This window comes from Rhodopirellula sp. UH5, assembly GCF_056839225.1.
The window spans coordinates 5,613,756-5,627,689 of record NZ_CM166390.1; the positions used below are offsets into that span (position 1 = coordinate 5,613,756).

8 protein-coding genes, 2 tRNA genes and 1 pseudogene are annotated in these 13,934 nt (G+C 55.5%); 4 read left to right on the forward strand and 7 right to left on the reverse strand.

Features of this window, described 5'->3' with window-relative positions; all coding sequences use genetic code 11:
- Positions 1-285 precede the first annotated feature (285 nt).
- The 3 genes from UH5x_RS19920 to UH5x_RS19930 all read left to right on the forward strand — a co-directional run bounded on the left by UH5x_RS19920 (position 286) and on the right by UH5x_RS19930 (position 2,305).
- Complete coding sequence (locus UH5x_RS19920; protein WP_482633447.1) at positions 286-1,797, forward strand: SHD1 domain-containing protein; 1,512 nt, start codon at positions 286-288, stop codon at positions 1,795-1,797.
- A gap of 256 nt (positions 1,798-2,053) precedes the next feature.
- Positions 2,054-2,126 (forward strand) — tRNA-Cys (locus tag UH5x_RS19925).
- A gap of 106 nt (positions 2,127-2,232) precedes the next feature.
- Positions 2,233-2,305 (forward strand) — tRNA-Lys (locus UH5x_RS19930).
- Positions 2,306-3,056: 751 nt separating this feature from the next.
- Here UH5x_RS19930 and UH5x_RS19935 read toward each other — a convergent pair.
- The 5 genes and pseudogenes from UH5x_RS19935 to UH5x_RS19955 all read right to left on the reverse strand — a co-directional run.
- Positions 3,057-3,761: pseudogene (locus UH5x_RS19935) on the reverse strand (hypothetical protein); the annotation flags it as partial.
- 271 nt (positions 3,762-4,032) lie between these two features.
- Complete coding sequence (locus UH5x_RS19940; protein WP_482633448.1) at positions 4,033-5,436, reverse strand: DNA primase family protein; 1,404 nt, start codon at positions 5,434-5,436, stop codon at positions 4,033-4,035.
- Positions 5,426-5,701 carry a helix-turn-helix domain-containing protein gene (locus tag UH5x_RS19945; RefSeq protein ID WP_482633449.1) on the reverse strand — a complete coding sequence of 92 codons (276 nt, stop codon included), beginning with the start codon at positions 5,699-5,701 and terminating at the stop codon, positions 5,426-5,428. The genes UH5x_RS19940 and UH5x_RS19945 overlap by 11 nt, the downstream gene beginning before the upstream one ends.
- Positions 5,702-7,837: 2,136 nt before the next feature.
- On the reverse strand, positions 7,838-8,998 hold the full coding sequence (locus UH5x_RS19950) for a hypothetical protein (RefSeq protein WP_482633450.1): 1,161 nt from the start codon (positions 8,996-8,998) through the stop codon (positions 7,838-7,840).
- Complete coding sequence (locus UH5x_RS19955) at positions 8,985-9,539, reverse strand: hypothetical protein (RefSeq protein WP_482633451.1); 555 nt, start codon at positions 9,537-9,539, stop codon at positions 8,985-8,987. Before UH5x_RS19955 ends, UH5x_RS19950 begins: the two co-directional genes overlap by 14 nt.
- 953 nt (positions 9,540-10,492) lie before the next feature.
- Between UH5x_RS19955 and UH5x_RS19960 the strand changes: the two genes are divergently transcribed.
- The gene (locus UH5x_RS19960) at positions 10,493-10,873 is read left to right on the forward strand and encodes a hypothetical protein (RefSeq protein WP_047812220.1); all 381 of its coding nucleotides are present in this window, start codon (positions 10,493-10,495) and stop codon (positions 10,871-10,873) included.
- A 610-nt stretch (positions 10,874-11,483) separates the two neighbouring features.
- Here the strand turns inward: UH5x_RS19960 and UH5x_RS19965 are convergent.
- Complete coding sequence (locus UH5x_RS19965) at positions 11,484-12,848, reverse strand: Gfo/Idh/MocA family protein (RefSeq protein WP_482636031.1); 1,365 nt, start codon at positions 12,846-12,848, stop codon at positions 11,484-11,486.
- 118 nt (positions 12,849-12,966) lie between these two features.
- Positions 12,967-13,809 (reverse strand): hypothetical protein, encoded by an 843-nt coding sequence (locus UH5x_RS19970; protein ID WP_482633452.1) that lies wholly within the window; start codon positions 13,807-13,809, stop codon positions 12,967-12,969.
- Positions 13,810-13,934: the final 125 nt, after the last annotated feature.

The following is a 13,934-nucleotide window of genomic DNA, read 5'->3' on the forward strand; positions in this document are numbered from 1 at the left end:
GGGAAATCATTCAACTGGACCGGGAAAAAGGAGGGCCGGAAAACTTCATTTTGACGAATACCGCCGGCCACGACGAGACGAATCGAGCGTTTCGTGCCCGCGACCAGTCGTTTCAACCGGTTTTTTTGGAATGTTTTACCTCCGGCGGCAAGGAGAATGGTCCGTAAATCACCGCGGAAATGCTTGTTTGCCCCCCTGGCCACAACTAGGATGCGAGACTAGTTCACGATCTCGTACGATCACAATACGCCTCCAAATTTCCCGCCTTCTGACTCTGAGAATACGATGAAACGTTCCCTTCGCCTCGCACTGCAGTGGACGTTGGTGGTCTGCATGATCGCCATTTTGAGCGTGAGTCCCGCTTCGGCTGGATGGCTGCTGAAGCGAATTCACGGCAAAAACGCTGATTGCTGTGAAATCGCAACCGACACCTGCTGCACTGCTCCAGAGCCTGTTTGCTGTGTCCCAGCACCGGAACCCGTTTGTTGCGATCCCGAACCGATCGCTTGCGAATCGGTCCCCAGCTGCTGTGGCACCGTTGAAATGGTTCCTGCACCTGTTGTTTCAAGTGACTGCTGCGGTTCCCTGGTCGAACCAATGAGCGAAGGTGTCATCGTTGAACAACCTTTCTACGGTGAATCGACGATCGTTCCCATGGCGGAAGGCGAAATGGTCGAAGGCGAGATCATCGAAGCTCCCGCCGTGCCGGCTCAAGAGTCGACGGACGTTGCTCCGCCAGTTCCCGCTGAACCAGTCGCAGAAGAGCCCATCGTCGAACCGCAAGCCGATCCAGCTGCCGACGTGGAACCCGAAACCCCCATGCCGGTCGAAGAGCCTGTGGAAGAAGCTCCGGTGGTTGATCCACCCGCCGAAGAGCCAATGGTGGAGGAACCCGTTGAGGAAGAGCCCGCCATGGAAGAACCAGCCGCTGACTTGTTCCCTGCTGACGACAACCCATTCCCACAAGACGCACCCGCTGAAGAAGCACCCGGTTTGGAAATGCCAGCCGAGGAAGCACCGGTGGAAGAAGCTCCTGCCGACGATGCCTTTGGCGATCTGTTTGGTGGCGACACTGAAATGCCCGCCGAGCCGGCCACTCCCGATGTCGCCGCACCTGAAACCGAATCGGTCGAAGACCTGTTTGGCGGTGACGCTGCACCAGCCGATCCTGTGATTCCAGATGAACCCGTCATGCCCCAGGCCCCTGCGGAAGCTCCTGCCGACGACGCCTTTGGCGACCTGTTCGGTGGCGAAGCGGAAGCACCCGCCGACATGCCTGCTGAGCAACCTGCCGACGATGGTTTTGGTGACTTGTTTGGTGGTGAAGCGGAAGCTCCTGCTCAAGAAGCGATGCCACAAGAAGGTGGACTGGACGGATTGTTCGACGACGCCGCACCGGCCGAAGAAGCACCGGCTGATGGCGGTGGCTTGGACGATTTGTTCGGTGACCCACCCGCCGAAGACAGCTCCGACGCTGTGATCGACGATTTGTTTGGCCAAACCAAACAGTCATTGGCTGATTCGGAAGTCACACAAGTTGTGACGGAAAAGAGCGTCGCCAAGACCATCGACGTGCTGGACAGCACCAAGACTCGCACCTGGATCGACAACACTGGCAATTGGGGAACCGATGGCCGCTTGGTTGAAGTCCGTGAAAGCGAAGTTCAGATTCTGAAATCCAATGGCCGGACCTGCACCGTCCCGTTGGAACGACTCAGTGACGCGGACAAATCGTACGTGGAATCGATCCGTGCCCAAGTCAGCGAATTGCTGTTCGCAATGGCCTCGGTTGACTGAGCTGGCACCCTCGCAGGTTCGAGCATGATCGAACGAAAAGACTTCAAACGCCCGGCAGTTTCAAAGCTGTCGGGCGTTTTTTGTTTTGTGGCTCAAGCTTCGGCCGGACTCAGCCGAAAAGTACGGTATCAGCGATTGAATCGCTTTGAGCAACGAAGAGTCTTCGAGGATGGCCGGGCTTGACGAAAAAGCACGGGTTTCCTAACTTGCTCAGCTTGTGCAACAGTCAGTCTTTGACCGGCTCCTTGCACGTGAAGGCGACGTGGCCAAGTGGCTAAGGCGAAGGATTGCAAATCCTTTATTCGTGGGTTCGAATCCCACCGTCGCCTCTGATGATGGCAGAGGCTTTTGAGACGCGACCCTTTTCAGGGGACCGAATCAGAGCTACGATCATCGTCCAAATGGGTGAGATTCAGCATTCGCTAACTCGCCCACGCCCTTGTAGCTCAGTTGGTAGAGCAACGGACTCTTAATCCGTGGGTCCTAGGTTCGAGCCCTAGCGGGGGCATGATACCACCACTCTTGAAGCATCCAGACCCCTCAGAACCACGTGTTTTGCGGGGTTTTTTTGTGTCGTCACCTGCTCCTGATCGGTCCAGATCGGCAGAGATGACACCGCCGGTGACACCGCCGATTGCTGGCTCGGTCACGCTGGATGTCGAGGAACCCGCTGCCCAGTCTGCATCCGTGACCCGCAGGTAGTGTTTGTGTGCGGTGCTGGCAGAGTGCCCCATCCAGGCGTTGACCACGTGGTGCGGATGAAACGCCTCCAACTCGTTACGGCGAGTCAGCCGCAAATTCTGCATTGGCTTCGGCCACGGCGTGATCCCGCCACGCTCCAGGATGCCGGTTAAGATCGTCCCAATCCCCGACGGATCGCTGTACCGCTGGCCAGCCACCAGGATCTCGCCATCGACCGCTGCGTCAAAAGCCTCACGTAGCACTGGCATGAGCTCGGGTGCGATCGGTGCCGTCCGCAAGCCAGTTTTGGGCGAATCGATCCGCAACCTCTGAACGTCCCACAAAACATCGCCCCAAGTCAGGACGGCCACTTCGCAAGCTCGCAAGCCTCCAAACCTCGCAAGTGCAAAGATCGCTCGCCATGCAGAGGTAGGACAAGCAGCAAGCGCGGCCGCAGTCTCCTCTGCGCTCACGATGTAGTCACGCTCCTCGTTCACTTCGTTGCCGATGCGTGTCTCGCTGCAGGGATTTTCCGAGATAATCCGAGCCTTGATCGCTTTCGCAAACATCGTGCGAACGCGTTTTGCGTGCTTGTTGCTGGTTGCTTGGGCAAGCCGATCTGGATTTGCCATCCATCGCAGCCACGACTCAAACTCCGCAGGTGTGATCGACGCTAGCGAACGATCCACATCAAACCGCTTAACGAACCACTTTCTGGCCTGGTGGTACTTCACGCGAGTCGATGCGTCCAAGTGGGTCTGGTCGTCAATCCAAAACCGAAACCACCCATCACACAATCGATGATCGGCAAGAACCTGCTGACGCGCCTCAACGAGCCCCCATTTCACCAAGCTACGATGGATCCGCTCATCAACACCGTTGGCCCACTTCGTCGCCTCTGCATCAGGCTGCACGTTCGCACCTGCAGCCCGCACCAGTTCCTCGACATGTCGGCAAACTCCATCCGCAGCACGCTTGGACATCGAGCCAAGCCACAATGAACGCCGATTCCTGCTCTGTCGAAACTGCAGCCTCCAACCAGTCCGGTTCCGATCCGTCTCTTTGCGAAGCGATGCCACGGGGAAATCTCCTTGGGTTTTAGAATGTTGCGAAATCAAGACTGCCACTGGCAGCTTCAACCGTCCTGACGGGTAGGCGGCGTTCTCAAAGACGTCGCACACGATTGCAATGTTCAATCTGTTCGTATCTCGGCAAGCGATTTGTGTCAGGCACAACCTTTCGAGGGAAGTACCCAAGCAGGCACTACCTCGCTTGCACATCATCGTCGCGACTGCATAGCCACCTTAGTCCCAATATCCACGCAATTAACGTTGCCAATTGGATGTGGGCGAGAAGAGACATGACGTACTTTGAAGGTGCTTCGCGGTGCCAATCTGATCGGTGTGCAGTCGTTTGCGTGATGCTTCCGGCTCATCCATCTTCCTTCGAGTTTTCAGTTTGGGGTGAGTTGGGGTGGGTTAGTCTGTTTACCTCTTAGAACCGGACGTTTCTATAGCGCTAATAGATCGACTCACCCCAGGTCACCCCATTGGCTCAGTTTTGATTAGGGCGGGATTGTGCCAGCCCGATACCTTGGTAGACAACATTGTCGCGGTAGGGCCCTGATCTTGGAGTCGACTTTTCGTAGCGTCGAGACAACTCCATGCCGAATGCCGTCGCGCTCAGGTCGCCTCCCCATCGCACGTAAGCCGCATGAATCTCACTCCCTCGTGTCAAATGCGAAGCGTCAAGAACGCAGCAATCGCTTATAAACTGACCGAGGCGATCTTGCTCGACACGATATGATTGTCCCAGCTTGCGAACGGCTTGGGGCTCAATGAAACCATGTCTGCGGTAGTCCGCGTATCCTTCCAAAAGCCAATTGAGAATCCCTGACCCCTCGCTATCAATCAACTGCCGGTGGTAATCTGCAATCGGCTTCACTTTCCTCCTCAGGTCGATCGTGAATGGAATGATCTTCAACCGCCGCCAGATTCCGTCGTCGGTTCCACTCACCTTGGGCAGGTGATTTGTTGAGAGCCAGAACGTGTGAGTGCGAGAGAACGTCCAGTAGTCCTCTCGCATCCGTCGAGCGGTTACAAAGGTATCGCCGGTCAGCTCTTTCACTCGGCTTTCACGCATTCGGCAGCCATGCTCCGGTTCACTAATCGCCACAATTCTCTTTTGGTACAAACTCGCTTTCTCGGTGGCATGGGCGTTCTTGTCGCCCAGCAACAGCGAGTCGTTCGCAACGCAACCGTAGTCGCCTGCAATCTCTACGATCGTGTTCCAGATGAAGGACTTGCCGTTGCAGCCTGAGCCATAGGCGATTGGTAGGATGTGCTCGCCACTGCAACCCGCAAGTGAATAGCCAAGAATCTGCCGGACATACCGAATCAGATCGTTGTCACGATCGAAGATCAATTCAACCGCAGCTTCCCACCCGGGACACTTTGCAGCCTCGTCAAACCTGATGTCAGACATCTGTGTTAGCAAGTCGTCTCGGCTGTGCGTTCGAAACTTGCCGGATGACATATCGAACGTTCCGTTTCGGAGGTTCAGCAGCGATGCGTTTTCATTGAGAGCGGAATGTTCTACCAGCACCCGGTCGTCCGCCTTCGCAAGCTCCAGGAAGTTTCGAATGCCAGTGGTCTTGTTTGTTGCACGAACGAATCCCATTGCTGCCTTGCATTCGTCGCGTGAAACCGAACTTCGGTTAGCAATTCCAGCAAAGTCCTTCCAGAGACCCTTCGCGAACTTCCTCGCGTGCCTCAAAACTAGCGTTCCTCCTTCGTCAATCTGAAACCGCTGTCCGTCCCACACCAGCCACTTCCGCCAGCGTGCAACGTACCTTAGGTCGGCGCCGAATGAATCGACGAACCGAGTTGCAAGTGCATTGTCAGTCCGCTCAGACTCCCGAAGCAACCAAAGGGTGTCCTGGTCTGATTTATTCGTCATGCTTAACTCCCTGCTTCTCAATCGCAGCTAGCACGGCATCTGGACGAAACAATCGTCGCCTACCAATTTGTAGACTCGGTATGGTTCCAGTGGACCTCAACCTGTCGATCGTTGCTCGACTCACACCCAGCAACTGGGCCAGACCATCACCATCTACCAGAATCGGGCGAGCGTCCAGCAAAGGTTTCAGCTCATCAACAACACCTTGGACGATTGCCATCCGGTCGCAATTCGAGAGGGCCGTTTCAATCTGCAAGTCAGTCATTGAATCCCTCGTCACCATCACGAACAGTGCGTTCCGCCATGCCTGCAATGGCATTCGAAGCGGCATCAAAATGAAAGAGCAAGGTTTGTCCACCCTTCCCGTCTGGAAGTTGGATACACGGTAAGTGTCCCTCATTCGCCCGCTCTTTGAGCCAGTCCGAGTCAATGCCAAACTGACAAGCGAGCTCGTCAAGCGTCCTTAATTGATTTGCCACGCTTAGCGTCTCCTTCCTTCAGTGGGTGATTGATCTTGGTCTCTGCTGACGAGAATGTTTGTCCACAGTGGACCCAGCTGAGTAGCAGATCGGAGAGTCATTCACATTCCTTTATGAACTTGGTTTCTCGCATGAACGAGAGCAGGATAGATTTGGTCGTCAGTTCTCGACCCGCCACTTCGAATGATTGGAGTTTTCTGCCGGATCGGCCATAGCGAGACCATCGCCAGACTGTCTTTTGGCTAATCGTCCTGCCGGCGACCCCAGACGCTATCGTCGCAGCCTGAGGGAACGAGATTGGCATTTCTGTTTGCATGTTGTCCATGTTGGCAATAGAGGAATGGGTGCGTTTCGTTTGGATGACGACGGCCAAAATGCGATGCCATGAAACTTAGCGTGCCTTTGATATGGCACAAGGTTTTCAGCATTGGTGCCAACTTTCGACGTGACTGAAACAATGTTTTGCGTCAATCAGATGGGTAGCTTTTTGAAACGCGTGGAGATTTCCCATCTTCATCGCCAGTCATGAGTTAAGGTCAAAAACCCGCTGGGTTACGTACCCCATATGAAAAACTTTGCGTTTTCTTTTACGTCATCCCAGTGCGGAAACACGACTGATCCCAATTTTCGCACGCCCTCAGGACTAGGCGGGAGAAGCTTCTTTCAGCTGACACGCAATGTGAACGCATTGATTCTCGCAACAGCGTTGTGGAACGGATCGCGACTGATTGGCGTAGGAGTCTTGAGCGAGCTTAGTGGGAAGCAGGGGCACGCTTCTGCCGCCTATGCGAGCCGGAGCCCGGATGGAGGCACGGACGATCTAGGGCTACCATGACGCTGTGCAATAGTTCGTTGGCCAGTCCACTGCAATACGTCGCGACCGCACCGTGAACAAGCAGGCGAGTGACTGGCACAATGATTTGAATGCTTGGGACAAGGCCAGGGCGGCGGCGATTGGATTGCAGCAGAGTTTGGCCGGTCAACGATGACCGTTCACAAGACCAAACGACATTTCCTTTCACTGCAACATTTCGCAAATTTGCGAACTCTCAAACTCAGGGGCAAATTTGCACCTGAGACTAGCCTTCCAACCGCCAGGGTGATGCTCCGCAAATTTGCGGTTTACTAAGCAGTTCGGCAGGAAGGATCGGGCATAACCATTTGGGCGTTCGCCCCGGTTGTGCGTGGGAGCAATCCCGGTTGCCAAAACAGGTCCAATACCGAAAGACTGTTGCCGACCTGCTTACTCACACTGCTACGAAAACCCGCTTTGGCTACGTGTCGGAAGTGCAACCTTGCAATGCGATGAAGGTTGGCGGTTTCGCAGGTTTGCCAGCGGAGCTCCACTCACCATCGTGCTTGTATTGGGAGCTTGTCAATCCGGTTCGGATCATCCAATCGTTCTTCGTGCCAACCAACTGATTCAAGTCGTTTGCTATGCTGTGCTAAAGCCATCAACACGAGCAGGGAATAACATGAACCGAAGCGCCGCATTTTGCTTTCTGTTTGCCACGGTAATTGCATCAGCCACCTACGCGTCAGTGGCTTATTACCAAGAATGCAACGACAGATACCACATAGTTTCTGAGGAAACCTTCGTCTACCGAATTGACCGCCGTTCAGGGGAAGTAGATGTTAGTCGTGCTCACACTCAGAACGGAACGACAAGATTTACCATGCAGCCTTTCAAGTCGATCAGGGACGAATGAGCCTGAAGATCGGCCTCGTTCTTTTGCTCCGTTTGAAGTTCTCGCTGTCTGTCATTGTCCGGCTGATTCACCAGCTGCGACACGGTAGCTTAAGGCATCATCTTCACTGACTCAGCCGCCCGCTTAAAACTAATTGCCACAAAGTCACCGCAGAGGGACCCTAGCTAGTCGTTGCGTTCGACGCTTCGTGGGATAACCGGGCATCAATTGCCTTTATGGTGCGTCGCTAGCATCTCCTGAGAACCGATCGATGAATTCGATCCGTGGGTGCGACATCACGGCACTGCCGTATGCGATCACTTTGACCGGTTGATCCCAAAGTGCGGCCAACCGACTACCAGTCAATCCTCCCGGCAAGCTGAAGGTTTCTCCGCGAAGGCTAGAGTCTTCATCGACCAGTTGAACGAGCGTTTCTTTTGAGTTTGGCTCTCCTTTGATGGAAAGCAGCTTCCCAACTCTGACAATCCGTTCTTCTCCAACGTCAGTAATTGCCAGCTGCCGTCGAACTCTTGAGCGAGCATCTTTGTGAAGTTTCAGGAACGTTTCTTTGTTGTTCGTGACCAAAGAAAGGAAATCGAATCTTCGCCCATCTGGCAGTGCGTCTGTGATGCTATTGACGAAGAAACGATAGTAGTTCAAATCTTGATTGCAGAATTCAAGCAATGCTTTCTTCCTTCCCTCGGAAGCATATTCGAACAGCTTGCCGGTTCCCTGAGCAACTCCTGTTACATCCCCACCCATTGAGCTGAATATCATCTGAGTTGAATAAACGTCGAGGTTGTACCCGAACACTCCATTGCTGGCTGGGGCGTAACGTACGTTCAGAACATCGCGAACGTCACGGGAGGCCTTGCCAACGCGACGAAAAACAAACCCCATTCGCATTTCTTGGAGCCGAACAACGATTCGGCGAAGCACTCGGATGTGATCGGCGAGCAGGTCTGCGTCAATTTGGACCTGGGCTACCCGAGAACCGGTCATTGAGACATGAAGCTGCTCCTCTTGCAAGCTCGTCTCCATTGTTTGCATGTGCTCAACCAGTCTGACTTCGTCCAGCAGTTCGCGCAGCTCAGTTCGAACTTGATCATTGACGCTTCCAGCTAGTCCCTGTGCTGCATACCTTTCGGCTGATTGCGTATCGCCAAACCTGAGGGCCAATGAAGCTGCGCTTCTGAAGATAATTCCCCGGGAGGGCTCCAGGTCGAAATGAGGCAGGAGCTGATCTGCTACCCGTCGCTCGTGATCCCAAGCTGCCTTCCAAAGGTAGTTTGCTGCTTTTGCACCTCCCGCCTTCTCGACTGCTCTCGCTTTGCCAGCAAGTTCCATCGACCTGTCATGCAGTCGGTTCAGTTCTGCTTGGTCAAGGGTGGTCATAAACGGCTGTTCGAGCTTTTGGCTGCGAAAACTCCATTACGAAGACATGTGCATTCAGTCCTGCGTTCCCTCTGCGGACTTGATCGACTTTCCGCTTCGTTCTACGAGCGATTTCTGAATCATCGTTCTTCAAAATCCCGGAAATCTCGTAGCCAATCGCGTCCTGAAACAGAAATGCATCTTGATCCGCCAGATAGTAGTCAAAACCGCTTTTCTTCCGTGATTGTTTCAAGATCTTCTTGGAGTACAGGTAGGGTGCACAAGCAGCCGCCATGCCAACCGCCCCATCCTTCGTTGCATCCTGTAGATCATTGTGAGAGTTTCGGACACCTATGGTCACGGGTTCCCACTCGACGATGAAATTTCCTTTGCGTTTGCCATCGACTTTCAAACTCACGCTTGCGGAATGAGAATTCTCCTCGAAGCAGACTGCAGCCGCTTCGGCCGCATTGTGGCCAGCTCCAGATGATAACCCGGTCTTTCCAGTTTTCAGGACATCCAAATGAATTGCGTGCACGGGCGGGCCGGAAGAAGCAGCCATGGTTAGAGCCAAAAAGCCAGTTAGTGTGAGTGAACGAATCTTGGGTGCGATATTTGAGCCCCTGGTTGGAGCTGGTTCAAGTACTCCGACTGGCTGTTGAAGGGCATGAGGCTCGGCAATGCCAGTCGCTCGTAAATCAACGGCTTCGGCGTCCAATCAGATTAGGTAGGGCCAGCTGACAACCAAGTACCCCGGTTGAGAGATGCGGGGGTGCCGGGTCAAAAAACGATAGCGGGGCGGTCCGAACTGAAAAACGTTTTCGCTGGGCCCTGTTCTACTCGCTGACCTGCCATCGATGGTGCCCGTCGCCAGCCCCTCCCCGCCTCTCCGGTGGCTGTGTGGCGTGTGGCGCCGTTGCTCGTCCCCTGCTGTGCGGCTAAGGCTACCGGGTCGGGGCGGCGCTCGGTTCTCCACTGGGTGGTTAGCTGCGGCTACGCTACGATCGAAGACAAAACCGCACGGCCAGTATGTTCGCCAGCCATTTCAGCAACCGACGGTATTCAGTTGGCTGGATGCTTGCTTGCCAACGCTTTAGCAATACTCAGCAGTTCCGCTTGCTTGCGAGGTTCAAGATCACGGAACAACTGCAGCAATTCGGTTTCTCCCGGCACCGATGACACCGCCCGCGACACCGCCGGACCGTCGGGTTGCGTTTTTTTTCGTGTTTTTGACGCTTGTTCGAGCCCTAGCGGGGGCACTCTTTCGGAAATCTGGGCACCACCCCCAGACGGCAAACCCCGGTTTTCACGGGGTTTTTTTATGTCCGTGCTGTCGTCAGACGTGACCCGCCATCGCCGCAAAAAGGTGTCAGGTACCTTTTTGGCTGTTTGGGTAAGGTGGGTTTGCCTATCTTTCCAAAAAGGTACCTGACACCTTTTCGGCGGAGGCCACCTCGCGGTTCGCGGAAGATAAAATGAGGTGCATCCCCACACCCATCACTCCTTCTGTTTGCTATGCCGTTCTCCGAATACATCGCACCCTTCGCGGAGTTCCCCGTTTTGCAGCAAAGGGTGCTGGACGTTTTGAGGGAGCTGCCCGAGGACGTGCAAACGGACTTTTTGGGTGACGAACGCTTTCGAGTGGAGATCGACAATTTCGTTCCCGGTGTGGGCTGGTCGTTTTTGATGCCGGCCCCCGGAGTGGATGGGAATGGCAGTCGCTGCGTGATCCTGCGAAGCAAATTGGCCGAGGCGGCCGAAGCGTTCGCACACTATGTGATCGCCCATGAGTTTGCACACGCGTTTCTGCGAAACGGCGGTTGGGGCACAATCACCGACATCGAAGAGGCCGCGGATGCACTGGCCGCTTCATGGGGGTTTGAGCGACCCGCGTGAAGTCGTTCGCCTCGCCTCATCTGTTCAGGCTCTCACCCCTGCGTAGGCCTGAACGACGTCGCTCGACCTCATCTTCAACTTCGTTTCGGAAGAGGTGCGGCAGGTGGAAATCCGCCGAAATGCGGTGTCAGCAAACGGCAAGGCCGCAGCGGGGTTCGTGGGCAAGGGCTAGACGCCTCGCTTTGTTCCAAAGCATTGGCTGGTTTCCAGGTGAGACCTGGCCTACGTCGACCTGGTGGCCGGATTCGCCAGGGTTCCGTGTAAGCAGGTCGGCAGGAGTCTTTCGGCATTTGGACTGTTTCGGTAAGCGTCGTTGCTCCCACGTCCAACCCAGGCGAACGCCCAAACGGCTTACATGATGATGCCCGATCATTCCTGCCGACCTGCTTAGTCCCTCGCTCACGCGTTCGGGTTATGAAGTGGGTGGGAGCTGGATTCGCCTGACTTAAGATGCGCGGGATGCTGAAGCGGTCCGGATTCTGGCGAATCCGGCTACCGTCTGTGACCACTTCGTGGCCTGCTTCACGAATGGGAGTGCCCGACGTAACCCGAGACTATCCGCATGTCACCGCTCCGTGGTTCAGACGGGGAGTGATGGATCGAGCCGTGCTTAGCTGAGCGACCATCCTTCGCGTGGTTCCCGGGCGATGAAGGGGGCTGCTTCGGGGCATCCCACGCACTCCATCTTGTCTCGATCCCAAGTGATCTTCTTGCCGACTCGGTAAGCGACGTTGCCGAGATGATTGGCTTCGGTGAGTGGGCCGGCGTAGCTGAACGGGCTGGCGGTTTCGCCCTCGCCCAAGCACGCTTGAACCCATTGCGCATGGTGTCCGGGCGAGTCGGGCACGAAGGGGGCTGGCGGCTCAAAGTCCACGAAGGATTCCTCTGGCAACAGCACATGTTTCCCATAGTCTGACAACAACATACCTTTGCTGCCAATGAACAAGACCCCACTGTCCCAGCGGGGGATCTCACCGCGTTGCCAGATCTCAGGTTTGTGTGTGCCTTGATACCAGGAAACAGAGACCGGACCGCGATCGCCGCGTTGGGGATACTCGTACTTTGCTGACATGGATGCCGGGGCGATTTCCGAATGAGCCGGAGGGCCGAATGCTTCCACCGTGGTGGGTGCATCCAGTTCCAGTGCCCAGAACGGAAGGTCGTTCCAGTGGCTGCCGAGATCCGACATCGTTCCGCCAGCGAAATCCCACCAGCGATACCAGCGTGGCCCGGGGAAGTAGACCGAATGGTAGGGACGGGTCGGCGCGGGCCCCAGCCACAGATCCCAATCGACGTGATCCGGTGGTGTCATGACGTCGCTCGGACGCGAATCCACATGCAGAAGATCGCGGTGCTTCTTGGCGTCGGCTTCGGACTGCAAACCCCAGGCTCGGTTCACCCAGACGTGCGCCTCACTGACTTCGCCGATCGCCCCGCTTTGGATCAACTCCACGACTCGATGGTAATTGTTGCCGGCGTGAATTTGAGTTCCCATTTGGGTAACGACGCCGGCCCGCTCGGCCGCTTCGGTGATCTTCCGCGTTTCGTCGATGTTGTACGCCAACGGCTTTTCGCAGTAGACATGCTTGCCAAGCTGCAAGGCTGGCATCGTTGCGAAAGCGTGCGTGTGTTCGGTGGTGCTGACAACGACGCCATCGATGTCGCTACCAACGGCGTCGTACAGTTTTCGGAAATCACGAAAGGCCTTGGCCTTCGGATGTCGTAGAAGGGCTTGGTCGGTGAAACGTGTGTCCACGTCGCAGACGGCAACGACGTCGACCAGCCCTGTTTTTTCCATCGTCCGCAGGTTCGAGCCCCCTCGCCCGCCAACGCCGATGGCCGCAATCTTCAGGCGATCGTTGGCGGATGATGGGGCGGGATCCTGAGCAGGTGAAACTCGAGAGAGACCAGAGGCCGCCAATGCCGTCCCCCCCACCAAAATGTCACGTCGATTCGGAAGTTGCTTGCCTGACATCATTCACCTGTCGCCTTCTGTGAGTGGAGAGCGGAAAGGCACGATCCTAATGGAGTGAGCCATGGCCGGGGAACGAATGTCGCCTCCCGGACACCTTTTTCGAAGAACGCTCGTCGGATCACTCTTGGATCTGAAAGCCTTTTGATTCACTGGGTCGCGCCGGCTGGAGTTTCCCACTACAGCCCTTTTCTTTGTCGCAACGGCCGCTGGCAACGAGCAGTCGACCATCAGCAAGCCCTTCGATACCGAGCGAACAGTTGAGCTCGTGCCGGCCCTTCATCTGGAAGTCGGCGTCGGTCACGAGTGTGATGGCTGGTGACCCATAGCATCCGAACCACCAGCGATCATGAGCGAAGGTGGCGGATTGGATTCCCAGGTGAGTGTGCCCGCTCGTGATAACGTGCTTTTTGACGAACTGGAACGCATCGTCGTATTCGTAGACGTAGTTTTCGCCGAGCGAATCAGGCAGTCCGCCGACAACGTAGAAGTGTCCATTGTGGTGTCCGATGCCGCCCGCGCCGTGAAAAACCTCTTGCGTCTCGTGCCGAGCTAGTTCGTCCAAGGATTCCGCGTCGTAGACATAGACCCAAGAATCCGCGTTGCCGTTGGGGTCGTTGAATTTCCCAAGGTTGACCGCGACGTAGATCTTGCCGTCACGAAAGCAGAGGTCACCGTGGTGGTTGGCGACGGGGATCTTTTTCAGGAGCTTGCCCTGTTGGTCGGTCTTGACCAACGTCGTGGTGAAGGACCAGTAGATCGACGTTCCGCCGATGCAAACGCCTTGCAAGTGGTGCGGGTAGGTTCCCTCACAGCTCACTTGAAATGATTCGGTTGGGAAGCCATCGCGTGAGTTCACCTTGAGTTGGTCTTGAGCGATCAGCGATCCACGAAGGGTGAGGCTTGAGAGCAAGAGCAAGCTGGTGAAGAAAACGGTTCGAGGTGTCAGCTGGTGGTAGGTCATGGGGATGTCCATCGAGGAAAGTCAAATGCTTGGTCGCCGAACCGTCCAGCGTAGACCGCCATGGGGGAAGCCTGCAAACACTCTTCCACTCAAATTCACAAATCGATTCAGGGCAAGGTTTTCGG